Here is a 25,530-nt window from a genome sequence, read left to right on the forward strand (position 1 = left end):
CAATTTACGAATTGTCGGTAAAGAAGGAGGATGAAAATGAAAAGGTGTAAAAAGGCGGCAGCAATGTTAATAGGAGCTGTATTATTGGTTTCTCTTGTTGGATGTGGTGCGAAGCTTGGGGAGGAGTTTACGGAGGAAGTAAATACGCTTGAGGGAGCAACGCTTACGGTTGACGAGGAATCAGTTAGTTCCGAGGGAATCACTTATACGGTGGATAACCAGTCGGAGACGGATTTAAATTTTGGGCAGGATTACAGCCTGCAAAAAGAAGAAAAAGGCAAGTGGTATCAGCTCTCCCCGGCCAATCCGGTGGCTGTTACGATGGAACTGTTGTGGGTTCCGGCCGGAAGTTCAGAGACCCTGGAGATTAATTGGGATGCCGCTTACGGAAAACTGCCTGCAGGACATTACAGAATTTTAAAAAATTTTGCAGATAATGAGAACGGGTATTATCTGGCAGGAGAATTTACTCTGGAATAGATTGAAAAATCATCCTGGCGGCTGATTTTATCAATCTTCTATTTAAGCAGTATCGCAAGCAGGCTTGCGATATGCATGGGGATTAGTGTGAGAAGTACTTCTAGCCACTCACAGCAGGGGCTGTTTCGTGGAGAAGTACTAAGTCTCACACAGGAGAATGCCTAAAATACGGGCATTCTCCGCACCGATTTGAGATTCCGCAAAGCGGAATCATGGAGGATAGTGTGGAGAAGATGCTGTTACGCAATACCGACAAATTTTCTAAATATAGCATGTATTTTTGGTTGACAGAGCGGTCTACAAAATGTAGAATCTGTTTAGAGATATCAGAGCAAAATTTCAGGGCAGCTATAAGAGTATGTTTACCGCTGTTCTGGGAATGAAAAGGGGCTATGAACAAAAGTGAAAGATAAAAAAGCGATATGCATATCAGCTTCTAACATGATGGGAAGCCAGGATAGAAGTACGTCTTATCGTATATGTCAAATCATATCTAAATGGATGGCTAAAAAAAGAATTTCATGCCAAATATTGGATTTAAGAGAATACATTTTTTCTCCTTGTACGGGATGCGGAGGGTGCTATAAGAAAAAAAGGTGTGCACATGATGCAGATTTTAATCATATTTATGAAGAAATGACAAAGGCCGATTATATTTTTTTTGTGTCGCCCCACTATGCCCCTATACCGGCTAAGCTGTGTGCGCTTCTTGAAAAAATGGAACAGATTACTTTCATACATTGGTGGAGAGATCATACTTATCAGTCAGAGCTTTGCGGTACACTGGCAGGTCTTATTTCCCACGGAGGTGGGGATGAGAGAGCTCTTAAGAGCTATAAGGAGATGGTAAACGACACAATTTCCAATGCATTGGATACGGTTCAGATGCGGACGGTTCCTTTTAGCTCAGAGTGGAATACGGGGATTTCGCTGCCGGTGGAGAGAGTTTTGGATAAAAAAGGGATTTTTCCTGTGCAGGAGTATGATTGGAGGAAAATTGAAGAAGAAGTAAGAAAGTATGTGGAAATAATTGTGCAGACTTCGAAATCTTTGTATGCGATATGCTAATGGGAGATTTACGATTGCAATGATTAGCCATAGTGATTGTACAGATAAATAGATTATGATAGGCAGGGATGACATGTTAAGTGGTATGTCATCCCTTTACAGGTTACAAAAATAAGTGTAATTTTAGATTTGTATATTTATCTTTAGTATGCTATTCTTATAATTAATAATGTGAAAAATAATTTTACACATTATAATTTGTGCCTGTGCCCAAAGAGGTGGGCCGCTGGAAGCATAGAAATTAATATGATAAATACGGCAGGGTAAAAGTGGCAGATGAACATCAGATATGCATTTAAACGTTCCCTTCCCGTGATGGCAGGTTATCTGGTATTGGGAATGGGATTTGGAATACTTCTCGAGGCTAAAGGATACGGCGCAGGGTGGGCTTTTTGTATGAGTCTTTTCATTTATGCCGGTTCTATGCAATATGTTGCAGTTGATTTGCTTGCAGGCGGTGCTTCGCTGCTTGCAACAGCATTAATGACTTTAATGGTTAATGCAAGGCATCTTTTTTATGGTATTTCTATGATAGATAGGTATAAGGAGACAGGTGCGAAAAAGCCTTACCTTGTCTTTGCACTTACGGATGAAACCTATTCTCTTGTCTGTAGTGGGGATGTGCCGGAGGGGGGTGGATAAGAATCGGTACTTTTTTTTCGTTTCTTTGTTAAACCAAAGCTATTGGATTACAGGCAGTGTGGCCGGTTCCCTGATAGGAAGTCTGCTTACTTTTAATACAGCAGGGATTGAGTTTTCCATGACGGCTCTGTTTATTGTGGTATTGATTGAGCAGTGGAAGGGAACCTCTAACCATTTAAGTGCCTTAATTGGCATAGGAGCATCTTTCATCTGCCTTTTGATTTTTGGTGCAGAAGGCTTTCTGATTCCTTCCATGCTTACCATCACAATAACGCTTACGGTTTTGAGAGGAAGACTTGTCAGTAAGCAGGACGAAAAGGAAAAAGGCGGTGATACAAATGCATAGCATACATTCCAGGTTAGTAGTGGTAGTGACCGCTCTGGTCACTTTGCTTTTGCGCGGATTGCCTTTTCTTGTTTTTGGAGGAAAGAAAAAGACATCTGCTTTTATTCAATATCTGTCGGAGGTGTTGCCCTATGCAATTATCGGGATGCTGGTTGTATATTGCCTTCGCGGTGTACAGCTTTTAGCGGCGCCACATGGCCTGCCTGAAATTCTCGGGGTAGGAGCGGTCGTATTGTTGCATTTATGGAAAAGGAATACGCTGCTTAGCATTGCACTTGGCACGATTATCTATATGCTGCTTGTGCAGGTGGTATTTCGCGTATGAGTTATTCCAAGTAGGAATTGTTTTAGTATGAAAAGAACATGTTGCTGTAGAAAATGAATGCCTGCAGGCTATGTTTACAGGCTATGCCCATAGGGCAAAGGAGGATATTATGGGGGAAAGAAGGGCAAGTGGCATACTGCTTCCAGTCAGCAGTCTGCCTTCAAAGTATGGGATTGGATGTTTTTCAAAAAGCGCTTATACATTTGTTGATCAACTAAAGGCGGCGGGACAAAGCTACTGGCAGATTTTGCCTCTGGGGCCTACAAGCTATGGGGATTCACCTTATCAGTCTTTTTCCACTTTCGCCGGGAATCCTTATTTTATCAGTTTAGAGGCGCTGATTGAGGAAGGGGTGCTTGATAAGGACGAGTGTGACAGTGTGGATTTTGGAAGCAGACCTGCATCTGTAGATTATGGAAAGCTGTATAAGGAACGTTTTAAGCTTCTTAGAAAAGCGTATGAGCGGAGTAAAATTTTTGAAAATCCGGAATTCCGGCGGTTTTGTGAGGAGCATAGCTGGTGGCTTGACGATTATGCGCTGTTTATGGCGATGAAGGACTGCTTTGGAGGAAAAAGCTGGGTTGAGTGGGCGGAGGATATCAGATTCAGATGGAACAATGCTCTGGATTATTACCGGAAGGAATTATACTTTGATATTGAGTTTTATAAATATATTCAGTTTAAATTCAGGCAGCAGTGGATAGAGCTGAAAGCCTATGCGAACGAACAGGGGATCAGCATCATTGGGGATATTCCGATTTATGTTGCTTTTGACAGTGCGGACACATGGGCAAGTCCTGCGCTTTTTCAGTTAGATGAGGAAAACATGCCGTTGGCGGTTGCAGGCTGTCCGCCGGATGCTTTTGCAAGAACAGGGCAGTTGTGGGGAAATCCTTTATACCGCTGGGATTACCATAAAAATCAGGGGTATGATTGGTGGATCAGGCGGCTTAGCGTCTGTTTTGAGTTGTATGATGTGGTGAGGATTGATCATTTCAGAGGCTTTGACGAGTATTATTCTATTCCCTATGGAGATACCACGGCTGAGCGCGGACATTGGGAAAAGGGGCCGGGAATGGATTTGTTCCATACGGTTCGTGCAAGGATTGGCCAGAAGAATATTATAGCAGAGGATCTTGGTTTCATAACAGATTCCGTGCGCTGGCTTGTAAGGGAAAGCGGATTTCCCAACATGAAGGTGCTTGAATTTGCCTTTGACAGCAGAGATACGGGAAGCGCCAGCGATTATCTTCCCCATAATTATGACAGGAACTGTGTGGTATATACAGGAACCCACGACAATGAAACCCTGTGTTCCTGGTTTAAAAAGATTACTGCCAAAGAACGGCGGATGGTTAGGGAGTACATTCATAACGATCAGGTTGCGGATAACATGATTTATAAAGAGATGATTTGCCTGGCTATGCGCAGTGTGGCGAATACGTGTATTATTCCAATCCAGGATTATCTGGGGTATACAAATAAGGCAAGGATGAACACCCCATCAACTTTAGGGAAGAACTGGAAGTGGCGCTTGCGGGAAGGAGAAATTACGGACCAACTGTTAGAGGAGATAAAGAAATTAACAGTGACTTATGGACGATGCATTTAAGACAAAGATGGGGCTGCCTGATTGGCAGCCCCATCTTTGCTTAGTTGTTTTACAAAGTATCATGATTCTCATTACAAAATATGTTATGCTGCAAAACAAACGATTCGCCGTTGTGTTTTTAATGTTTTCTATGTTCACGCTCAGATGTTTCTTTTTCATTTGTTTTTTCATCTGTCTTTTCTTCAGTGGCAGGATTATCATTAGAAGCATGATCCGGCAGTGACACAGCCATGGTACATCTGCCATCAAAACTAGCATTCTCATCAATCACAAGAGACCTTGCAATAATATTGCCGTTTATTTTTCCTGTGGAAAGAAGCTCTAATTTTCCAGTAGCGGAAATGTCACCATCCACCTTTCCGGAGATGACTAAATCCTGAGCATAAATGTTTCCTTTAATTTGTCCATTAGCACCAAGAATCAGTTTCTTTTCACATGTACAATTACCATTAATAATTCCGTCTATACGGATGGTTTCCGGTGCGCTTAAGTTGCCGTCAAAGACTGCGCCTTCCCCAATAATTGTGTTTACGTTTGTCCGAGCATCTTCTGAGGAAGATGCCTTCTTGCTTTTTCCTAACATAGTATTCCTCCATTCTGCCAACGCTTGCAAATTTGGGCGCCAGCACAAATTTTTCTGTGAAAAAGTTTAAGAAATTTATTTCTTTTTCACAGTTTCCACCTTTTATCCTTTTGCGTCGATGATACTAAGCGGATCTATTGCATCTCCGTTTAAGAAGATTTGATAGTCCAATTGGGTATCATCTGTGGTAACGGTGCATAAAAGATCTCCGGCCAGCACCTGTGCTCCTTCCTCAGTTTGAACTTGCACGTCCTGGCCGCACATATAGCGTGTCATGTAGCCATTCTCGTGTTCTATTTCAAGGATGAGCGGATAGGTATCGTCAGAGCCGACTGTAACAACCGTACCGTCACCTGTCGCAACAATTTTACCCTCTGAGTGGGTGTTGATTGAAAGGTAAGGGCGATCTTCAGAATAAGTTTCAATCAGGATGCCTGAGCCTGAAGAAGGAAAAAGTGTGGGAAGTGGATTGCTGGCAGGGGCTTCCTGCGCTGCAGCCTCTTCTCTTTTCGTTGTAATAATTTTTGACACCTGCCGCAGATCGTTGTTTTCTGCCCGCAGTGCCTGGATTTCATTGTCAAGGGTATCCTTTTCGGTATTCAATTGTACTACCAGTTTCGCCTGGGAATCTAATTGCGCACGAAGTGCGCTCAGCTCTTTGTTTCCGGAAAGGAACAAAAAAGTCAGCAACCCGATCACAGCCAGAATAAGGAGTATCAGGAAGAAAATCAGGCGAATGAAGGTAAGGGAAATATTGAATTGCTTGCTGCTCCTATCCACATTAGAGATAAGGAGTACAGAAAAAGATTCCCTGCGCTTATGTCTTTGCTGTTTCATAATTGATTTCCATTCTGCCGTTTTACGGCGGTTTATTGTTCAGTACCGCAGGCACAGCCCACAAGTAAATATTCCTTACGATTATACACCTTTTTGACAAGATTGTGAAGTCAGATTTCGAACCCAAAAAAATGAAAAATAATCTAAAAGTATTCAAAGTTTGACAAAACAGAATATATTATCTGTGAATTTCGACTAATATTCGAATATTAACGTGAAAAATTTAATTGTCTGAAAAACTTTACATTGTATTAAAATTTCGTTATACTTTTAGAGGGAGAGTATAAGTTGTAAGCAAATTCAAGCGGCTGATTCAACCAGAGGGTAATTGGCTGTATGGAGGGTCAGGTATGGTCGTAAAGGATGAGGTGCTGTTATTGTTAGAAAATCATCGGGGGGATTTTTTTTCCGGTCAGGAAATCGCAGATTTGCTTTCCGTAACCAGGGCCAGCGTCTGGAAAGCAGTCAAATCCCTGCAAAAAGATGGTTATGGTATTGAGGCCATAAACAATAAAGGATATACCCTTAAAAAAGCGCCGGATATGCTTTCTGCTGCTTTTATTGCACAGAAGCTGAGGGAAAATGGGATTCCGTTGGAAATCCGGGTAGGAAAAATGGTAGATTCTACAAACAATGTATTAAAGCAGTATGTTACGGCAGGGAAAAAGCAGGATATGGTTTTGCTGGCGGAGGAGCAGAGCGCCGGGAGAGGCCGCAGAGGACGTTCCTTCTATTCGCCGGAGGGGACGGGCATTTACTTAAGCCTGCTGCTTCACCCGGACGCAACGCCGGAGGGAGGCACGATGCTGACTACGCTGACCGCAGTAGCTGCCGCCCAGGCAATTGAAAAGGTTGCCGGAGAAGCGGTGCAGATTAAATGGGTCAATGACTTATGGATGCGGGGCAAAAAGATATCGGGGATTTTAACGGAAGGTTCCGCGTCCTTAGAGGAAGGCAAGCTGGAATACGTGATTGTGGGGATCGGAATCAATCTTTATGAGCCGGCGGAAGGGTTTCCAACGGAGCTTAAGGATGTAGCAGGGGCGGTATTTACCAATGATCTTTCAAGAGAAAATCTGCGAAACCGGCTGGCAGTAGAATTTTTGGTGAATTTCATGAAATATTACCAGGCATTTCCGGGAAAGGATTATCTGGAAGAATACCGGAAACGTTCTTTTGTCATTGGAAAAAAAGTCCGTATTCTTGTACCGGAAGGAGTGTCTGAGAAGGCGGAAAAGGGACCGGAGCGAGAATTTGCCAGGGCGATTGGAATAGATGATGAATGCCGTTTGGAGGTTCAGTATGAGGATGGTGTGGTAGAGAAGCTCTCCAGCGGAGAGATTAGTGTTAAGGTAGAATGAAAATTTTATCCCAAATCTAATTTTAAAGTTCAGACAGGATGCACAGCTAGATGTGCATCCTGTCTGAATTTGTTATTAAGATAAGCAAGCTTCGCAAAGCGCGGCAACAAAAAACAAAATGGCAGGTTTATTTCCTTAAAAAGAGGATACAGCAAATTCCCAGAATCGCCTGAACGGAAGGAATGGTATACCAGACGCCGTCAAGTCCCATGAAAAGTGGCAATACAAAGATGAAAAGCAGGGTAAGGGCAATTTCTCCATATACCAAAAGGCTGGAGCGCACCACCCGGTGGGTTGCATAAAAATAAGAAACTGCGGGCTTGGTCAGTCCGTAAAGGGCCATAACCAGCGCAAAAGCGGGAGTGGCATAAATGATGTAGGCGCCGGCCCCGGGGGAAGTGCCGTAAAAAGCAGGCAAAAGATTCCTTACCAGCACAAAAATAATAGCGCCCATAAGGCCAAATCCTATCCCCAGAGAAAAAGTCCATTTGGTATAGAGCTTAAGGCTTTGCTTATCACCTTTGCCCTGGCTTAAGGAAAGTAAGGGCTGGCTGCCATCGCCGATTCCCTGAACTAAAAGCTCCATAAAGGAGATTATGTAAGCCAGTACCGCGTAAGCGCTGACTGCTTCTTCACCTCCGTATTTTAAAGCCTGTAGATTCATAAAGATAATGGTGACGGAGGGCAGGTAGGTCAGCCCAAAGGGGGATAAGGCCACTTTCAGTATGGAAAGGATCGTTCTTTTATCGGGACGTATATTGCTAAAAGCAATGCGGTTTTTCTTTTTGACATAAAAAGCAATGCACAAAATCAGCGTGAGTACCTGCCCAAGGACGGTAGCCAGTGCAGCGCCCATAAGCTTAAGATCTAAGACCAGCACAAAGAAATAGTCAAGCAAGATGTTGGAAATGCAACCAAGCGCCATGGCGCACATGGCATAAAAGGACGCCCCCCGATTACGCATAAGGGGCACCATGCCGGAGGCAAATACCTGGATTATGCCGCCCAAAAGGATTAACCGAAGGTAGGTACGCGCCAGGGGAAGAAGCGCATCCTTTGCCCCAAGCAGCCAAAGAAACGGTGTGCCAAACAGCCAAAGAGCAAGTGTCAGTATAAGAGAGCCTGTAAAGAGCAGAAAAAGAGCATTGCCGTCTGACTTTGCTGCTTTTTTTTCATCTCCAGCGCCGTTATTCAGGGAAACGATTACCGCAGCGCCCATGCCGATTCCCGTACCTAAAGAAATGATAAGGGCAACCAAAGGCCAGGCAATATTAATAGCGGCAAGACCCGGATCTCCCATGGCCCTGCCTACGAAAATACCATCAACGATGGAATATATACCTGTTAACAAAAAGGAAAGCATGGATGGGAAAATATATCCCATGTATTTCTTTCTCATGATGAATCTCCTGTTCCTGCAGCATCTGCAAAATATTTCTCACCCTGAGGTGTTTGATACAGTATTATAGTGGATGTGCAGAAAAGAAGCAAGGGGATGAAAAGAATTTTGCGGTTGGTACCGGGCCGGACTGTTACGAGTCCGGTACCTGATAACACAAGTATTTTTGCAAAAGGAATAATGCCGCTACATTGGGAAGGACCATGAAGGCGTTGATTAAATCTGTGCATTCCCATACCAGGTTTAAGGGAAGGACGGCGCCTATGTAAATCATTACAATATAGGCTACTTTGTATAGAAAGATTCCCTTGTTGCCGGTCAAGTAGCAGTAGGCCTGTTCGCCCAGATAGGACCAGCCAATCAGGGTGGTGATGGCGAAGGCGATTAGGCAGAGGGATAAAAATGTATTTCCAAAAAAGGGAAGGTAAGAAAAGGCAGCATCGGTAAGCCCTGCTTCATTTACATTTAGGGTGGATTCAGGGTGAAGAAGCATGTTTGTCACGATAACCAGACCGCTTAAAAGACACATTACCACAGTATCCCAAAATACAGCGGTCATGGAGACGTAGGCCTGACAGGCAGGGTGGCTGGTTTCGGATGCGGCGGCAGTGATTGCGGCAGTGCCGATTCCGGCTTCATTTGTAAAAAGACCTCTTGCAATGCCATAGCGGGCCGTGAGCATAAGGGAGGAGCCTGCTGCGCCGCCAATGGCCGCCCTGGGTGCTAAGGCATGAGAAAGAATAAGATGTATGGCAGGTAAAAAGGCTTCACGGTTCCTTAAGAGAAGAAATATACAGCTGGCTGTATAAAGGATTCCCAAAAAGGGTACGATTTTCATACAGACATTTCCAATAGAGCGGATGCCGCCCACAATCACAAGGCCTGCCAGAATGGCTGCAAGAAATCCTGCAATATGAGGATTTAAGCCAAAGCTTATGGAGGTGGTCTGGGTGATGGAATTGGACTGGGTGGTGCATCCTACGCCAAAAGCGGCAATTAATGTAAGCAGGCCGTAAAATTTCCCTACGGCAACATTATGTAAACCATTTTGCCACATATACATAGGGCCTCCCTGATAGGTGCCGTTTTGCGTGCGGTTCCTAAAGCGGACGCTTAAAAAGCATTCCGCGTAAGTGGTCGCCATGCCGAGAATGCCGGTAATCCAGCACCAGAAAATAGCGCCGGGGCCTCCCAAGGCAACGGCGGTGGATACGCCTATGATATTGCCGGTGCCTAAGGTGGCGGCAAGCGTAGTGGAGAGGGTTGCAAAGACAGAAAGGTTGTTTCCGTCCACAGAGCTTTTGGGGGTTACGGAAAGATGGATGGCTTTTAAAATATTTTTCTGCGGAAAATGGAGTTTCATGGTAAAATAAAGATGTGTACCCATTAGCAGAAATAAAAGAGGACCGCTCCATAAAAATTGATTGGTAGATTGAATAAAATTTAGAACTGCCTGCATAGATTTCCTATCTGGTACACTGTCTGGCAAAATTTGTATCGGATCCTGCCGATGGTGCACCAGGCGCGTTGCCTTTGGATATTTTACTATTAATTATAGTAGCTTAGGGCGGAGGATATGCGTTTTTATTCTAGTTGAATTGTTATAGCATTTTTTATAGAAACAGAAAATAGAGGATTCCGAGAGAGGATAAAGAAATTGAAGGGCTGGAAAAAATGGATACCGGCATGGTTGGTTTTATTTGCAATATTACTGAATATCACAGGAAGGGTATGGCAGGGATTTACGGATTTTTATGTAGATACTATTTTTCCCCTTTGGGCGGAAACCTATGGACGTTTCACGGGAATTTTCCCATTTTCCGTAGGGGAATGGATGCTGTATCTGGCAGTTTTACTTGTGTTTCTCTTGTTGATAGGGGGAATTATTTATGCCCTGTTTGGGAAAAAGTTACCGGAGATTTTTAAGACAGGCTACCGGAAATATGCCTTTTTCTTGTACTGGGTGTTCGGTATTGTGTGTGTGGTCATGACACTTAACTGTTTTTTGCTTTACCAGGCCAGAACTGTAAATGTGAGATTTGAAATTGGCGGCAGGCCGGATAAGGAATACGGGCCGGAGGAGATTGCTGCGCTGCGGGACTATGTGGTGATAAATGCCAACGCTTTAGCGCCGGAGTTTGAGCGGGATGAGAATGGGTATTTGCTTTATGAGGAGAATCTGGAACAAAAGGCCAGGGAGGAAATGAGAAGACTGGGAGAGAAATTCAGTAATCTGGAAGGGTATTACCCAAGGCCAAAGAAACTGGCTTTATCAGGGTTTTACAGTCAGCAGTATATTATGGGGTACTATTTTCCTTTTTCTATGGAGGCAAACTATAACAGACAGATGTATATCACAAATGTTCCGGTTACCATGTGCCATGAGCTTTCCCATTTAAAGGGCTTTATATTGGAGGACGAAGCTAATTTTATCGGATATCTGGCTTGCGTGGACTCGGAAGATCCGCTGTTTCGCTATAGCGCTTATTTAAGTGTAATCGGTTATCTGGACAGGGACTTTGTGAAAGCAATCGGTGAGGAGGAAGAAATTTATCGCTCTCATCCACAGATTTCCGCTCAGGTGGCGGCAGATAAGAAATTCCTTACGAACGAAGCCTGGGAACAGGTGGAGAAAAAGGCAGTGCTGAAAACAGAAACAGTGAAACAGGCCGCGGACACTTTTTTGGATACCACATTGACTTTAAATGGTGTGGCGGATGGTACAATCAGTTATAGCCGTGTGGTGAAGCTGCTTTTGCAGTATTATGATGGGAAGTTATATTAAGGATTATCAATTGGTCCCTGTGTAATTTTGACTTTGGAATATGATGGATAAGGTAAAAGGTGGCAGTTATGGAAAATTTGATTGGTTATGTAAAAAAATGGGGTAAATATACTTTCTCGGAAAAAACCTTTAACGAGGTAGATAGCCTGGTCTTATGTCAGCTGGTTTATCTAAACTATGAGCAGTATGTACCGGCTTTCAGTGAAAAAAGCGCGCCTGTAAGTATTGGCAGTATTTGGGAAGACCCCCAGTGGGAGCAGATTTTAGAGGATTACTGGTATAAAGAAAATAACAGGGAGCTTTTTGAGGTAGTGGCAAAGTCAGCAAGATTTAGCCGGATGAAAATGAATTATTACATCAATGTGATTGATGAAGAACAGCAGACCCAGTTTTCGGCCATGTCCTATTTTCTTGAAGACGGAAAGGTTTATATTGCGTATCGTGGAACGGATGCAACCATTGTGGGGTGGAAGGAAGACTTAAACCTTGCATTTTCAAAGCCGTTGCGCAGCCAGTACCTGGCAGTAGAATATATGGAGCAGGTGACCGGTGAGATGGCAAGTGATCGATATACAGGTTATTATTCGGGCGGCCACTCTAAAGGAGGCAACCTGGCGGTATACGGGGCTATGAACTGCAAGGATGAGACGAGGGCAAAACTGCTCCGGATTTTTAATCATGACGGTCCAGGATTCCGGCCGGAAATTAAGGCTCAGGGGAATTTTCGGGCAATTTCAGACAGAATAACTAAGTTTATTCCCAGAGCTTCCCTTGTAGGGATGATTTTGGAGGAGGAAAGTGATTATGAGGTGATTGAAAGCTGGGGAATAGGATTGTTCCAACATAATACCTACAGCTGGAAGGTGGAGGATGGCGCTTTCGTTCGGGCGAAAAATAGAACCGGTGCTAAGGTTCTGCGCGATGTTGCTTTAAATGAATGGATTCTTTCACTTACCGAGGAGCAGACTCATTTATTTGTAGATACCTTGTATGAGATAGTGTCAGCAGCGCAGGTCTCCAATGTGTTTGAATTTGAGGCGGACTGGAAAAAGTGTGTGCAAAATGTAATGCTGGCGGCTAAAGAGGTGGACGAGGAGACCAAAAAAGGAATCCAAAAGACAATACAGTTATTTTTTCAGATCTTATTCGAAAATGTAAAAGCGCAAGGATGGCATCTTAAAAAGGAAGAAATATTCCGATCGGACATTGACTCTTGAAGGTGCATTCCAATTTACAAAAGCAGCAGGGGGCGTAACGTTTGGAAGTAAACTTCCAAACTCTTTATTGGCGGCAGTATCGCAAGCAAAGCCTGCGATATGCGGAGGGTATAAAGATGAAAACAAATACAGGGGAGAACAGGCAGTTTAGGATTTTGTCCGCATTGGGCATTATTTTAGTGGTGGTTGGACATTTGGGATATAACCTGCTGGATATAGGCGGATTATTTCCATACTATTCTTTTCATGTGTTCATTTTTTTATTTGTATCGGGATACTTTTACAAGGAACAGGCGCAGGAGGATATCGTTGGATATATTTTAAAAAAGTGTGTCACATTAATGGTTCCTTACTTTTTGTGGAATCTGTTTTATGGAATATTGGCACAAGTACTTCACAAGGTAGGCTTTTCTTTCGGAGAAAACCTGTCTTTTAAAACACTTTTCCTTTCTCCTTTTTTAGATGGACACCAATTTTTATACAATTTTTCGGCATGGTTTGTTCCGGCGCTGTTTTTGATTGAAATAATAAATGTGGTGATGCGGAAAGCTCTGGAAATCCTTCATTTGAAAAATGAGTGGCTTATCTTAGCAGTATGTTTGCTTCTGGGGATGGTAACGGTACAGCTGGCAATTGGAGGACATGTCTGGGGGCTGTATAAACTTCCGGGAAGACTTTTGCTTATGCTACCGGGCTTTCAAATGGGAAGAATTTACAGGGAAAAGCTGGAAATCCATGATACGTTGCCAGATGGAATCTATTTTCTAATCGTGATAGGAGCCCAGGTTTTCATTTCTATTTTTTGTGCAGGACTTGCATTTGGCGCAGTGTGGGTTGGAAGTTTTGCCAATGGTCCGGTGGTGCCCTATCTTACGGTGATGACAGGAATTGCATTTTGGCTGAGAATCGCAAAGATAATTGGTTCGGTTCCTAATATTTCAGAGAAGTTAGTCTATATTGGGAGGAATACATATTCTATTATGATGCATCATGCGGCGGTGTTTGTGCTGGTGAATGGAGCATTCTATCTGTGCAGTCTGTTAACACCCTTGTGCAAAGAGTTCGACAGAGAAATGTTTTTTTATGATATTGGATACGTATATTTGGCAGGAGGAACAGAGGGAAGTAAGTGGATATTTCTGCTGGCCGGAATTGGCGTGCCGCTTTTGATAGAAAAAGGCGTGATAAAATTGAAAATGAATATTAAGTACGGAAGTGGAGAACGAAAATGAAGGAAAAGAACGACTTAACACAGGGAAGCGTGGGGAGAAATCTCATTCTGTTTGCCCTGCCTTATCTTTTATCCAGCTTTATGCAGACCTTTTACGGGATGGCGGATTTGTTTGTGGTGGGAGTGTATAATGGTTCTAAGACAACGACTGCGGTATCCATAGGCAGTCAGGTGATGCATATGCTGACAGTCATTATCATAGGATTTGTTATGGGAACCACGGTACAGATTGGACAGTGTGTGGGAGCCAGGGATGAAAAGTCGGCTGCAGATACGGTAGGAACATCGACTGTATTTTTTTCCGTGTTCGCAGCCCTGGTAACAGCAGCGCTGCTTTTGTGCACGGCGCCGATTGTTAAAGTTATGTTAACGCCGGGGGAAGCAGTGGAGGAGACGAAAACTTATCTGCTGATTTGTTTTGCAGGGGTTCCGTTTATTGTCGCCTACAATGTAATCAGCGGCATTTTTCGTGGAACGGGCGATTCCAAAAGACCTATGTATTTCGTGGCGGCAGCCTGTGTGACAAATGTCGTGCTGGATTTCGTATTTATTGGTATGTGCGGCTTGGGCGCCGCTGGCGCCGCCCTTGGTACGGTCTGTGGACAGGCAGTGAGCGTAGTGGTTTCTCTCCTGGTGATACGAAGACAAAACCTGGGATTTAGGGTGGGCAGAGAGAACTTTCGAGTGGACAGGGAAGTGATTTCCAGGATTCTGAAGGTGGGAACGCCTGTTGCCATGCAGGATGGTTTCATCCAGGTTGCGTTTATTGTGATTACTGTGATTGCCAATAGTCGGGGACTGATTGTATCGGCAGCAGTAGGAATCGTGGAAAAGCTGATTGGGTTCATGTTTCTGGTGCCTTCCGCATTTTTGTCCGCAATTTCCACCATCACGGCACAGAATATGGGAGCGAACAAACCACAGAGGGCCAAAAGGTCACTGTATTATAGTCTGATTATTACGGTGAGCTGGGGACTTTTGTGTGCGCTTTACAATCAATTCCTGCCACACACACTGGTGGGAATCTTTACCAGGGATGAGGCTGTTCTTTTGGCAGGTTGTGAGTATCTGCGGTCATATGCCTTTGACTGTGCATTTGCGGCAGTGCATTTTTGCTTTAGCGGGTATTTTTGTGGTAATCAGAAATCCATGGTATCTTTTATTCATAATATAGCTGCAATTATACTCGTCCGTATTCCCGGAGCCTGGCTGGCGAGCAGGTTCTTTCAGGATTCGCTTTATCCAATGGGGTGGGCGGCGCCCCTTGGTTCTTTGCTGTCAGCGCTTATTTGTGTTGGATTTTATGTGTATTACAGGAAAAAACAAAAAATATTAGCACTCACTATTGACGAGTGCTAATAAAAGTGTTATATTCATACTATAACAAGGGGACAAAAATAAGTAAGAAATAAGCTGGATATACTGTAAGTAAATATTTTTTTATATATTAAGATAAATTCAGGTATCAGTCCGGCAGGACCGGCTTTCAATTTAACTGTATTTAGCTATATAGAAAAACAGGCATTTACTTATGGTAAAGGCAGAGAGGAGTGTTTATGAATATATCAAAATTTACACAAAAATCCATGCAAGCCGTAGAAGGCTGCGAGAAGCTTGCATATGAATACGGCAATCAGGAAATTGAGCAGGAGCACCTTCTATACAGCCTGCTGACCATTGACGACAGCCTGATTTTAAAATTAGTTGAAAAAATGGAAATTAACACCCAGTACTTCTTAAATAAGGTGGAGGAAGCACTAAGCCGGAGAGTGAAGGTGCAGGGAGGCCAGGTACACGTGGGGCAGGATCTGAATAAAGTGCTGGTTTCCGCAGAAGATGAGGCGAGGACGCTCTCTGACGAATATGTGTCTGTGGAGCATTTATTCCTTGCAATGATTAAGCATCCCAACAGGGCAATCAAAGAGCTGTTCCGGGAGTTCGGCATTACAAGGGAACGCTTTTTGCAGGCCCTTTCCACGGTAAGGGGCAATCAGAGGGTTACTTCCGACAATCCCGAGGCCACCTATGACACATTGGCCAAGTATGGGCAGGAGCTGGTGGAAAAGGCAAAGGAGCAAAAGCTGGACCCTGTCATCGGCAGAGATAGTGAGATAAGAAATATTATCCGCATCCTTTCCAGGAAGACCAAGAACAATCCTGTGCTGATTGGAGAACCGGGTGTAGGCAAAACTGCGGTGGTGGAAGGCCTTGCCCAGCGTATTGTGCGGGGAGATGTACCCCAGGGCCTTAAGGATAAAAAGATATTTGCCCTTGACATGGGAGCTTTGGTTGCAGGAGCCAAGTACAGAGGAGAATTTGAGGAACGTTTGAAGGCTGTCTTGGAGGATGTGAAAAACAGCGATGGACAAATTATTCTTTTTATAGATGAGCTTCATACCATAGTGGGAGCCGGGAAAACAGACGGCGCCCTGGATGCGGGAAATATGCTAAAGCCTATGCTGGCAAGGGGAGAGCTCCACTGTATCGGCGCTACCACCTTAGACGAATACAGACAGTACATCGAAAAGGACGCTGCCCTGGAGAGAAGGTTCCAGCCTGTTATGGTGAGCGAACCTACGGTAGAGGATACGATTTCCATTTTGAGAGGATTGAAGGAGCGCTATGAGGTGTACCACGGCGTAAAGATTATGGACAATGCGCTGGTAAGTGCGGCTGTCCTTTCTAACCGTTATATTTCAGACCGTTTCCTGCCGGATAAGGCAATTGACCTGGTGGATGAAGCCTGTGCGCTTATTAAGACGGAGCTGGATTCTATGCCTACCGAGCTGGATGAACTGCAGCGCCGGGCTATGCAGATGGAAATAGAGGAAACGGCCTTGAAAAAGGAGGACGACCGAATAAGTCAAGAGCGGTTGGCGGATTTGCAGAAGGAACTGGCTGAGTTAAAGGAGGAGCTCAACAACCGTAAAGCCCAGTGGGAGAATGAAAAGACCTCCGTTGAAAGGCTCTCGAAGCTGCGTGAAGAAATTGATGCGGTGGGCAGTCAGATAGAGATAGCCCAGCGGGAAGGGGACTATGAAAAAGCGGCGGAGTTAAGCTACAGCAAACTACCTGCTCTGAAAAAGCAGCTGGAGGCGGAAGAAGAACAGGTGAAAAAGAAGGATTTATCCCTGGTGCATGAGAGTGTCTCGGAGGAGGAAATCGCGAAGATCATATCCAGATGGACTGGGATTCCGGTGGCAAAGCTGACAGAAAGCGAGCGGAATAAAACGCTGCATTTAGATGAGGAGCTGCATAAGCGGGTAGTGGGACAGGAGGAAGGCGTCACCAAGGTAACGGAGGCGATTATCCGCTCCAAGGCGGGAATCAAAGACCCCACCAAGCCCATCGGCTCGTTCCTGTTTTTGGGGCCTACGGGGGTGGGTAAGACAGAGCTTGCCAAATCCCTTGCCTTCTCCCTGTTTGATGATGAAAACAATATGGTCCGGATTGATATGAGTGAGTATATGGAGAAATATTCTGTGTCCAGATTGATTGGGGCGCCTCCCGGATACGTGGGATATGAAGAAGGCGGTCAGTTAACCGAAGCGGTCAGAAGAAAGCCTTATTCGGTTGTGCTCTTTGACGAGATTGAAAAAGCGCATCCCGATGTGTTTAATGTGCTGCTGCAGGTGCTAGATGACGGGCGTATTACAGACTCGCAGGGACGTACCGTGGACTTTAAAAACACGATTTTGATTATGACCTCCAATATTGGCGCATCCTATCTTCTGGACGGAATTGACCAGGAAGGTCATATAAATGAAGATGCTGAAAAAATGGTTATGAATGACCTGCGCGCTCATTTCAGGCCTGAATTTCTGAACCGGTTGGATGAGATGATTCTGTTTAAGCCTTTGTCCAAGGAAAATATCAGTGGAATTATCAGATTGATCATAAAGGATTTAAACAGGAGACTTTCAGACAGAGAGCTGACAGTGGAGCTTACCAAGGAGGCGGAAGAGTTTATTGTGGAGCAGGCTTACGACCCGGTTTACGGTGCAAGACCCTTAAAGCGCTATATCCAAAAGTATGTGGAGACACTTTCGGCCAAATTGATTTTGGCAGATCAGGTTCGGCAGGGAGATACGATTTTCATTGTGGTAAAGAAGGATGAGCTGGCAGCAGAAGTAAAGGAAGGGTAAGCTGACCAGGGACAAGAATGGAGGAGAAGATGCAGATACCGAAAGACCCTAATATGTTGTTGAGTTATGTAAACTTAAAACTCCGTGATTTCTATTCCAACTTGGATGTCATGTGTGATGACATGGATGTCAGTAAAAGCGAAATAGAAGAAAAACTGAAAAGTATAGGTTATATCTATGACAGTGAGCGTAATCAGTTTGTTTAGAGAGTGTTCAGAGAGAGGGATTGCTGTTGCGTGTACACAAATGAATGAGGCGTATATTCCATGTACGCCTCATTTATTTATACATATCTTTGGGTTTTAGGAAATATTTCGCTTTCTTTTCTTGCATTTAACGGGGTTCTTCCCTATAATGTTACGAAGACTGGACAGAACTGTTGCGAAATATTCCAATTTTTGGTTGAACGATATGTTGTGTTTGTACCGCCTTTGGCGGTATAGGAGCTTAAAGCGGGAGGAGAGATATGGGAAGAGAAGATTATAATAAAGCGTTAAAATCAGGAAAAAAGGATTACCAGATGCGTTTGCTGCGCGGGGAAAAGCCTACACTTGAGGTATTAGATGATATTATGCCTCAGAAGGGCGCTTATTATGAGCAGCCGCTGGGAATCGTGCAGATTCCGGCAGAGCAGATTGTGGGAACGAAAACGGTTGGCAGAAGCAATTCCTTTGCAGGGAACTTTATGCCTATCCTCCAGGAGGGCAGCGAATTTGCCAGTAAATGGGCGAGCCTGAGCACCAGCCATGTGGAGGAGGGAATCAGGGACCCCATTAAGGCTTACGAATATATGAACAAGTTTTATGTGGAAGAAGGCAACAAGCGGGTCAGTGTTATGAAGTACTTTGAGGTGGTCTCCATTCCGGGGAATGTGATTCGTATTGTACCAAACCGCACGGACGATAAGGAAAATAAGATTTATTATGAATTTATGAATTTCTATCAAAAGGCTCCCATTAATTATATTTGGTTTTCCCAGGAGGGGAGCTTTGCGAAGCTTCAGGAGGCTGTGGGAAAAGAGCCGGATGAAGTGTGGACGGAGGAGGATTTACTTGATTTTAGCGCGGTCTATACGCGGTTTAGCTCGGAATATAAGGCAAAGGGCGGCGGTAAGCTGCGAAACACGCCGGGGGATGCTTTCTTGGCGTTTATTACCTTGTATGGATATAACGCGATTGAGGAAAAGACCACCAACGAGATAAAAGAGCTGATTGCCAAGAGCTGGGAAGAATTTGAGATTCTTGGCCAGGAGCAGGAGATTGACCTTAAGATGAAGCCAAATGAGGAGAAAAAGCCTCTGCTGAGCCTGCTTATCCCTTTAGGCCCGTCCAAGCTTAAGATAGCATTTATTTATGAGAAGACCCCGGGGACTTCCGCATGGACGTATGCCCATGAGCTTGGAAGGCTTTATTTAGAGCAGACATTTCCGGATGAGGCCAGCACCATATTTTATGAAAATGTCACCCAGGAAAACATAGATGCCCAGCTGGAGGATGCCATAAAGGCAGGATGCAACCTGATTTTTACAACCACCCCTGCTTTTGTGCAGGCCAGTGTAAAGGCCGCTATTGCAAATCCGGATGTGCGGATTCTGAACTGTTCCCTGAATACTTCTCATCGGTATATTCGCACATATTATCCGCGGACCCACGAGGCAAAATTCCTGATGGGGGCCATTGCCGGCGCCATGGCGGAGAACAGCCGCATGGTTTATATAGAGGATTATCCTATTTATGGATCGATTGCAAATATCAATGCCTTTGCTTTAGGTGCGAAGATGATCAACCCGCGGGCGCAGGTTTATCTGGAATGGTCCTCCAAAAAGGGGACGGATATAGATGAAAGGATCAGGGAGACAGGCGCATCCTGCGTTTCAGGAAAGGACATGGTGATTCCCGAGGAGGCTTCCCGGTATTTTGGTATTTACCATATGGATGGGGAGAACCCCAGGAATCTTGCAATGCCACTGTGTCATTGGGGAAAGTTTTATGAACGGCTGATACGGACGATAATGGAAGGAAAATGGAAATATGATGATGATTCTTCACAGGTAAAGGCCATCAATTATTGGTGGGGCATGTCGGCGGGCGTGATAGATGTAATCTGTTCCCAAAACCTGCCTATCGGCACGAAGCGGTTGATTGAGCTTTTAAAAACAACCATTAGCGCAGAGGCTTTCAATCCGTTTTCCGGTATTTTGTATTCGCAAACGGGCATAGTAGTAGATGACCCGAACAGGAGTCTTTCGCCGGAGGAAATTATGACCATGGATTGGCTGGCGGAAAATGTAATTGGCTCGATACCCAAAATGGAAGAACTAAAAGAGCAGGCCGAACCTGTTATCAAACAGCAGGGCGTAAAAAATACGGCTGGGACCAATGAATAAAACAGGAAACAACTCCAAGGCTTCAAAAACGCCGCCTAAGGGTTGCTTCATGTTTCAGAGAATGCCCAAATACTGGCATTCTCCATACAGATTTATGCCGCCACAAAGCGGCGGCATTTTTCATTCTGATTTGAGATTCCGCAAAGCGGAATCATGGAGGTTAGCGTGAAGATATTGGTAATTGCGGATGAAGAATCGAAATCTTTGTGGGATCATTTCGATAAGAGCAAAATAGAAGGAATTGATTTGATTATTTCCTGCGGCGATTTGGATCCGCGTTACCTTTCTTTTTTGGTGACTTTAACCAACGTGCCGGTTTTGTATGTGCATGGGAACCATGATGGAAAATATGAGAAAATTCCACCTGACGGCTGTATCTGCATAGAAGACCGGATTTATGTCCATGAAGGGATTCGGATTTTGGGGCTGGGCGGTTCCATGCGTTATAATACGGGAACGAATCAGTATACGGAACGGCAGATGCGCCAGCGGGTGGCAAAGCTGTGGTTTCAGCTGTTTAGAAAGGGTGGCTTTGATATCCTTGTGACCCACGCGCCGGCTTATCAGTTAAACGATGGGAGAGACCTTCCCCACCAGGGCTTTCAGGTGTTTCGGACTTTGATTGAAAAATACCGGCCGAAATATTTTCTCCACGGACATGTGCATATGTCTTATGGAAGGCAGCATAAGCGGTATGACAAATATCAGGACACCCATGTGATCAATGCCTTTGAAAAATGTTTGTTTGACTTTGAGGACGATAACCCAAGGGAACATCTGATAGAGCATTGGTGATGGCTGAACTACTGCCAATGATTTTCACAACAAATGAATGCATGGCGGCTTAAAGATGGCATATAAATAGAAGTAAGAGACGGGGAAGAAGACTTTTTTATATGCATTTAAAAAAAAGAATTTTGGCCTGTATCCTCCTGCTTATCATGTTGGCGGCCCTGTGCATTTATGGCGTAGCGCGTCAGCAAATCATTCCTACAATGGGGAAGCTTTCGGAAGATAAGGATGGGCGTAAGATAGCGCTTACCTTTGACGATGGCCCACATCCATATTATACGGAGCAGCTTCTTAAGGGGCTAAAGGAGCGGGATGCCAAGGCCACCTTTTTTATAACCGGGAAAAATGTGGAGGAATATCCGGAGATTGTAAAAAAAATATATGAGGATGGTCACCTGATAGGGAATCACACCTACAACCATACCCAGCTTACCTCCAAAAACACAGAGAGCTTCAAGGAAGAAATCATAAAGACCAACGAAGCCATTAAGCAGGTAACCGGGGAGGATACCATTTATGTAAGGCCGCCCTATGGCAGCTGGAACAAGGAATTTGAAAAGGAGCTTAATATGTTTCCGGTGCTGTGGACCATTGACCCCCTTGACTGGTGCAGCAACAATGTATCCTGTATTGTGGATACGGTCTGCGCTAAGGCTGACGAAAATGAGATTATCCTGATGCACGACCAATATAAAAGCACGGTAACGGCGGCGCTTAAAATTGTGGACCAGCTGCAGAAGGAAGGGTATGAGTTTGTTACGGTGGATGAACTTTTATTTGATTAAAGAGCTGATGCTTGTTCCTATGGAACATGTTCTCACGGAATGCGCAGTAAATGCGCATTCCTGACCCGTGAAAAGTAACGAATAGTTACCAAAAGTCAGCTGCACTTATAAGTTATTTATTTACAGTTTCTTCTTGTAATGTTAAAATGGAGCACAGTAGCAGAAAAAGCGTACGGATAAAATTTGCGGCTTAATAAGAATGGAGGATGTTTATGCCGAAAAGAACAGATATTCATAAGGTTTTAATTATTGGTTCGGGGCCTATTATCATTGGACAGGCCTGTGAGTTTGATTATTCGGGGACCCAGGCGTGTAAGGCTCTTAAAAAGCTGGGATATGAGATCGTATTGGTCAATTCTAATCCGGCAACCATCATGACAGACCCGGAAACAGCAGATGTGACTTATATTGAGCCGCTTAACGTAGAGCGGCTGACACAGATTATTGAAAAGGAACGCCCAGATGCACTTCTTCCTAACTTGGGAGGACAATCGGGGCTTAATTTGTGCGCGGAACTATATAACGCAGGAGTTCTGGACAAATATAACGTGAAGGTAATTGGTGTGCAGGTGGATGCCATTGAGCGGGGAGAAGACCGCATAGAGTTCAAAAAGACCATGAACAGCCTAGGGATTGAAATGGCACGCAGCGAGGTTGCCTATTCTGTGGAGGAGGCCCTTTCTATTGCTGAAAAGCTGGGATATCCGGTGGTCCTGCGTCCGGCTTATACCATGGGCGGAGCCGGGGGCGGCCTGGTTTATAATAAGGAAGAATTAAAGGTGGTATGTGCAAGAGGCTTGCAGGCAAGCCTGGTAGGACAGGTTTTGGTGGAAGAATCCATTTTAGGTTGGGAAGAATTAGAGCTGGAGGTGGTCCGGGATGCAGATAACAATATCATCACAGTCTGCTTTATAGAAAATATCGACCCCCTTGGCGTGCATACGGGGGACTCTTTCTGCTCAGCGCCTATGCTGACGATTTCCGGGGAATGCCAAAAGAGATTGCAGGAGCAGGCCTATAAGATTGTGGAATCCGTGCAGGTAATCGGTGGAACCAACGTACAGTTTGCCCATGACCCGGTAAGCGACCGTATTATCGTAATTGAGATCAATCCCCGTACCTCCCGTTCTTCGGCGCTGGCGTCCAAAGCGACCGGTTTTCCTATCGCCCTTGTTTCCGCTATGCTGGCAGCAGGCCTTACCTTAAAGGATATTCCCTGCGGTAAGTACGGGACATTGGATAAATATGTACCGGATGGCGATTATGTGGTGATTAAGTTTGCCCGCTGGGCGTTTGAGAAGTTTAAGAAGGTGGAGGACAAGTTAGGAACCCAGATGCGCGCTGTGGGCGAGGTTATGAGCATTGGAAAGACTTATAAAGAGGCTTTCCAAAAGGCGATCCGCTCCCTGGAAACAGGCCGGTATGGATTGGGGCATGCCAAGGATTTTGATACTTTATCAAAGGAAGAACTGCTCCAAAGACTGATCACGCCTTCAAGCGAGCGGCATTTCCTGATGTATGAGGCCCTGCGCAAAGGAGCAAGCGTAGAGGAAATTTACGAGATTACCAAGGTGAAGGCTTACTTTATCGAACAGATGAAGGAGCTGGTGGAGGAAGAAGAAGCCCTTATCAGATTCAAAGGAGGGCTGCCTGCGGATGAAATGCTGATTACCGCCAAAAAAGATGGATTTTCCGATAAGTATTTAAGTCAGCTGCTTGAAATCCCTGAAGAAGAAATCCGCGATAAGCGCCTTGAGCTGGGGGTGGAGGAGGCCTGGGAGGGCGTGCATGTGAGCGGAACGGAAAACAGCGCTTATTATTACTCCACCTACAACGCACCGGATGCAAATCCTGTCAGTGCGGACAAGCCCAAGATCATGATTTTGGGCGGCGGGCCTAACCGTATTGGTCAGGGAATTGAGTTTGATTATTGCTGTGTACATGCCTCCATAGCCCTTAAAAAGTTGGGTTTTGAGACCATTATTGTAAACTGTAACCCGGAAACCGTGTCAACGGATTATGATGTTTCGGACAAGCTGTATTTTGAACCTTTGACCCTTGAGGACGTTTTAAGCATTTATAAAAAAGAAAAGCCTCTGGGGGTGATTGCCCAGTTTGGCGGACAGACGCCTTTAAATCTGGCATCAGATCTGGAAAAGAATGGGGTAAAGATTTTAGGCACTTCTCCTTCTGTCATTGACCTTGCGGAGGACCGGGATCAGTTCCGTGAAATGATGGAAAAGCTGGAAATTCCCATGCCGGAATCAGGGATGGCGGTCAATGTGGAAGAAGCCCTTGCCATTGCAAAGAAAATCGGTTATCCAGTCATGGTGCGCCCTTCCTATGTGTTAGGGGGCAGAGGCATGGAGGTGGTTTATGATGATGAGAGCATGACAGAGTACATGAATGCGGCGGTGGGTGTCACACCGGACAGGCCTATTTTGATTGACCGGTTTTTAAGCCATGCCATGGAATGCGAGGCGGATGCCATCAGCGATGGGGAGAGGGTTTTCGTGCCGGCCGTTATGGAGCACATAGAGCTTGCAGGCATCCATTCCGGCGACTCGGCATGTATCATTCCCTCCGTGCATATTCCGGATGAACTGGTTAAGACCATTAAGGAATACACGAAAAGGATAGCGGCAAAGATGCATGTTAAAGGGCTTATGAATATGCAGTACGCGATTGAAAACGGAAAGGTATTTGTGCTTGAGGCAAATCCCAGAGCCTCCCGGACGGTGCCGCTGGTCTCAAAAGTCTGCAATATCCGTATGGTACATCTTGCAACGGATATTATTACCTCTGAAATGACGGGACGCCCTTCCCCAATTTCGAATATGAAAGAACAGGTGATTCCCAACTATGGGGTAAAAGAAGCGGTATTTCCTTTCAATATGTTCCCGGAGGTTGACCCCATTTTAGGTCCGGAGATGCGTTCCACCGGTGAAGCCCTTGGCATGTCGAGTTCCTATGGCGAAGCCTATTATAAGGCCCAGGAGGCAGTGCAGTCAAAGCTGCCTGTTGAGGGGACAGTGCTCATTTCCGTGAACAAAAAGGACAAGGACGAAGTGGTGGAGGTTGCCAGAAGCCTTGCAGGAGACGGATTCAAAATTGTGGCAACGGAAGGAACCTGCAATCTTTTGAATGAAGCGGGAATCAAGGCCGAGATGGCAAAGAAGCTTTTTGAGGGCCGGCCCAATGTGGGGGATATGATTACCAATGGAGATTTCGATTTGATCATCAATTCCCCTGTGGGAAAAGACAGCATTTATGATGACAGTTATTTGCGCAAGGCGGCAATCAAGGCCAAGGCTCCTTATATTACCACCGTTGCGGCTGCAAGGGTTGCGGCGGAAGGGATTCATTATGTGAAAACCCACGCAAGCAGCCAAGTTAAATCCTTACAGGAGCTGCATGGGGAAATTTATGAGAAATAATTGTATGAAGCAGGTTTATCCAACTTTGATGAAATGCAAACAATGGTTCCGAACAGTTGCATTTGGCAAGTGCTCCGGATTTGGGAATTTTTAGTGTTA

21 protein-coding genes are annotated in these 25,530 nt (G+C 44.9%); 17 read left to right on the plus strand and 4 right to left on the minus strand.

Translation table 11 applies throughout. The features are described 5' to 3' along the window. The first annotated feature begins 36 nt into the window (after window positions 1-36). The 6 genes from D5281_RS10685 (at window position 37) to malQ (ending at window position 4,473) form a co-directional block, all read left to right on the plus strand. Entirely contained in the window at window positions 37-480 is a 444-nt protein-coding gene (locus D5281_RS10685) for an immunoglobulin-like domain-containing protein (RefSeq protein ID WP_160560146.1), read from the plus strand. Between the two features lie 402 nt (window positions 481-882). After that, the gene (locus tag D5281_RS10690; RefSeq protein ID WP_160560147.1) at window positions 883-1,548 is read left to right on the plus strand and encodes a flavodoxin family protein; all 666 of its coding nucleotides are present in this window, start codon (window positions 883-885) and stop codon (window positions 1,546-1,548) included. Window positions 1,549-1,824: 276 nt separating this feature from the next. Next, window positions 1,825-2,190, plus strand: a complete 366-nt coding sequence (locus D5281_RS26545) for an AzlC family ABC transporter permease (protein ID WP_330584944.1) — start codon at window positions 1,825-1,827, stop codon at window positions 2,188-2,190. After that, complete coding sequence (locus tag D5281_RS26550) at window positions 2,183-2,536, plus strand: ABC transporter permease family protein (protein ID WP_330584945.1); 354 nt, start codon at window positions 2,183-2,185, stop codon at window positions 2,534-2,536. The genes D5281_RS26545 and D5281_RS26550 overlap by 8 nt, the downstream gene beginning before the upstream one ends. Then, on the plus strand, window positions 2,529-2,861 hold the full coding sequence (locus D5281_RS10700; RefSeq protein WP_160560148.1) for a branched-chain amino acid transporter permease: 333 nt from the start codon (window positions 2,529-2,531) through the stop codon (window positions 2,859-2,861). Before D5281_RS26550 ends, D5281_RS10700 begins: the two co-directional genes overlap by 8 nt. Window positions 2,862-2,970: 109 nt before the next feature. After that, window positions 2,971-4,473, plus strand: a complete 1,503-nt coding sequence (gene malQ, locus D5281_RS10705; RefSeq protein ID WP_160560149.1) for a 4-alpha-glucanotransferase — start codon at window positions 2,971-2,973, stop codon at window positions 4,471-4,473. A 118-nt stretch (window positions 4,474-4,591) separates the two neighbouring features. Here malQ and D5281_RS10710 read toward each other — a convergent pair whose 3' ends face one another. After that, a complete protein-coding gene (locus tag D5281_RS10710) occupies window positions 4,592-5,056 on the minus strand; it encodes a bactofilin family protein (RefSeq protein ID WP_160560150.1) in 465 nt (154 codons plus the stop codon). 102 nt (window positions 5,057-5,158) lie between these two features. Further along, window positions 5,159-5,893 (minus strand): peptidoglycan DD-metalloendopeptidase family protein, encoded by a 735-nt coding sequence (locus D5281_RS10715; RefSeq protein ID WP_160560151.1) that lies wholly within the window; start codon window positions 5,891-5,893, stop codon window positions 5,159-5,161. A gap of 350 nt (window positions 5,894-6,243) precedes the next feature. Here D5281_RS10715 and D5281_RS10720 point away from each other — a divergent pair, with 350 nt between their 5' ends. Beyond that, complete coding sequence (locus tag D5281_RS10720; RefSeq protein ID WP_160560152.1) at window positions 6,244-7,254, plus strand: biotin--[acetyl-CoA-carboxylase] ligase; 1,011 nt, start codon at window positions 6,244-6,246, stop codon at window positions 7,252-7,254. Window positions 7,255-7,381: 127 nt separating this feature from the next. Here the strand turns inward: D5281_RS10720 and D5281_RS10725 are convergent, their stop codons facing one another. Continuing rightward, complete coding sequence (locus D5281_RS10725; RefSeq protein WP_160560153.1) at window positions 7,382-8,653, minus strand: MATE family efflux transporter; 1,272 nt, start codon at window positions 8,651-8,653, stop codon at window positions 7,382-7,384. Between the two features lie 133 nt (window positions 8,654-8,786). Continuing rightward, window positions 8,787-10,112, minus strand: coding sequence for an alanine/glycine:cation symporter family protein (locus D5281_RS10730; RefSeq protein WP_160560154.1), 1,326 nt, complete (start codon window positions 10,110-10,112; stop codon window positions 8,787-8,789). A 198-nt stretch (window positions 10,113-10,310) separates the two neighbouring features. Here D5281_RS10730 and D5281_RS10735 point away from each other — a divergent pair, with 198 nt between their 5' ends. From D5281_RS10735 to carB, 10 genes are all read left to right on the plus strand, one after another. After that, window positions 10,311-11,438, plus strand: coding sequence for a DUF3810 domain-containing protein (locus D5281_RS10735; RefSeq protein ID WP_160560155.1), 1,128 nt, complete (start codon window positions 10,311-10,313; stop codon window positions 11,436-11,438). Window positions 11,439-11,506: 68 nt separating this feature from the next. After that, a complete protein-coding gene (locus tag D5281_RS10740; protein ID WP_160560156.1) occupies window positions 11,507-12,655 on the plus strand; it encodes an Mbeg1-like protein in 1,149 nt (382 codons plus the stop codon). Window positions 12,656-12,771: 116 nt separating this feature from the next. Beyond that, window positions 12,772-13,887, plus strand: a complete 1,116-nt coding sequence (locus D5281_RS10745; protein ID WP_160560157.1) for an acyltransferase family protein — start codon at window positions 12,772-12,774, stop codon at window positions 13,885-13,887. After that, window positions 13,884-15,245 carry an MATE family efflux transporter gene (locus tag D5281_RS10750; RefSeq protein WP_160560158.1) on the plus strand — a complete coding sequence of 454 codons (1,362 nt, stop codon included), beginning with the start codon at window positions 13,884-13,886 and terminating at the stop codon, window positions 15,243-15,245. Before D5281_RS10745 ends, D5281_RS10750 begins: the two co-directional genes overlap by 4 nt. Window positions 15,246-15,442: 197 nt before the next feature. Further along, complete coding sequence (gene clpB / locus D5281_RS10755; protein WP_160560159.1) at window positions 15,443-18,031, plus strand: ATP-dependent chaperone ClpB; 2,589 nt, start codon at window positions 15,443-15,445, stop codon at window positions 18,029-18,031. Window positions 18,032-18,060: 29 nt separating this feature from the next. After that, window positions 18,061-18,237, plus strand: coding sequence for a DUF4250 domain-containing protein (locus D5281_RS10760; protein ID WP_160560160.1), 177 nt, complete (start codon window positions 18,061-18,063; stop codon window positions 18,235-18,237). A gap of 260 nt (window positions 18,238-18,497) precedes the next feature. After that, on the plus strand, window positions 18,498-20,417 hold the full coding sequence (locus tag D5281_RS10765; protein ID WP_160560161.1) for a BMP family ABC transporter substrate-binding protein: 1,920 nt from the start codon (window positions 18,498-18,500) through the stop codon (window positions 20,415-20,417). 165 nt (window positions 20,418-20,582) lie between these two features. Further along, window positions 20,583-21,212 carry a metallophosphoesterase family protein gene (locus tag D5281_RS10770; protein ID WP_330584949.1) on the plus strand — a complete coding sequence of 210 codons (630 nt, stop codon included), beginning with the start codon at window positions 20,583-20,585 and terminating at the stop codon, window positions 21,210-21,212. Between the two features lie 101 nt (window positions 21,213-21,313). Then, window positions 21,314-21,994, plus strand: coding sequence for a polysaccharide deacetylase family protein (locus tag D5281_RS10775; RefSeq protein ID WP_160560163.1), 681 nt, complete (start codon window positions 21,314-21,316; stop codon window positions 21,992-21,994). Window positions 21,995-22,206: 212 nt separating this feature from the next. Further along, on the plus strand, window positions 22,207-25,431 hold the full coding sequence (gene carB / locus D5281_RS10780) for a carbamoyl-phosphate synthase large subunit (protein WP_160560164.1): 3,225 nt from the start codon (window positions 22,207-22,209) through the stop codon (window positions 25,429-25,431). Window positions 25,432-25,530 lie beyond the last annotated feature (99 nt).

The organism is Parablautia muri, from assembly GCF_009917485.1.
Classification (GTDB): Bacteria; Bacillota; Clostridia; order Lachnospirales; family Lachnospiraceae; genus Suilimivivens; species Suilimivivens muri.

Bases quoted from the DNA above. Each gene is read 5' to 3' on its own strand.
- D5281_RS10685 (WP_160560146.1), top strand. From the start codon at position 37: ATGAAAAGGTGTAAAAAGGCGGCAGCAATGTTAATAGGAGCTGTATTA.
- D5281_RS26545 (WP_330584944.1), top strand. From the start codon at position 1,825: ATGAACATCAGATATGCATTTAAACGTTCCCTTCCCGTGATGGCAGGT.
- D5281_RS10700 (WP_160560148.1), top strand. From the start codon at position 2,529: ATGCATAGCATACATTCCAGGTTAGTAGTGGTAGTGACCGCTCTGGTC.
- malQ (WP_160560149.1), top strand. From the start codon at position 2,971: ATGGGGGAAAGAAGGGCAAGTGGCATACTGCTTCCAGTCAGCAGTCTG.
- D5281_RS10710 (WP_160560150.1), bottom strand. From the start codon at position 5,056: ATGTTAGGAAAAAGCAAGAAGGCATCTTCCTCAGAAGATGCTCGGACA.
- D5281_RS10715 (WP_160560151.1), bottom strand. From the start codon at position 5,893: ATGAAACAGCAAAGACATAAGCGCAGGGAATCTTTTTCTGTACTCCTT.
- D5281_RS10720 (WP_160560152.1), top strand. From the start codon at position 6,244: ATGGTCGTAAAGGATGAGGTGCTGTTATTGTTAGAAAATCATCGGGGG.
- D5281_RS10725 (WP_160560153.1), bottom strand. From the start codon at position 8,653: ATGAGAAAGAAATACATGGGATATATTTTCCCATCCATGCTTTCCTTT.
- D5281_RS10730 (WP_160560154.1), bottom strand. From the start codon at position 10,112: ATGCAGGCAGTTCTAAATTTTATTCAATCTACCAATCAATTTTTATGG.
- D5281_RS10740 (WP_160560156.1), top strand. From the start codon at position 11,507: ATGGAAAATTTGATTGGTTATGTAAAAAAATGGGGTAAATATACTTTC.
- D5281_RS10745 (WP_160560157.1), top strand. From the start codon at position 12,772: ATGAAAACAAATACAGGGGAGAACAGGCAGTTTAGGATTTTGTCCGCA.
- D5281_RS10750 (WP_160560158.1), top strand. From the start codon at position 13,884: ATGAAGGAAAAGAACGACTTAACACAGGGAAGCGTGGGGAGAAATCTC.
- clpB (WP_160560159.1), top strand. From the start codon at position 15,443: ATGAATATATCAAAATTTACACAAAAATCCATGCAAGCCGTAGAAGGC.
- D5281_RS10760 (WP_160560160.1), top strand. From the start codon at position 18,061: ATGCAGATACCGAAAGACCCTAATATGTTGTTGAGTTATGTAAACTTA.
- D5281_RS10765 (WP_160560161.1), top strand. From the start codon at position 18,498: ATGGGAAGAGAAGATTATAATAAAGCGTTAAAATCAGGAAAAAAGGAT.
- D5281_RS10775 (WP_160560163.1), top strand. From the start codon at position 21,314: ATGCATTTAAAAAAAAGAATTTTGGCCTGTATCCTCCTGCTTATCATG.
- carB (WP_160560164.1), top strand. From the start codon at position 22,207: ATGCCGAAAAGAACAGATATTCATAAGGTTTTAATTATTGGTTCGGGG.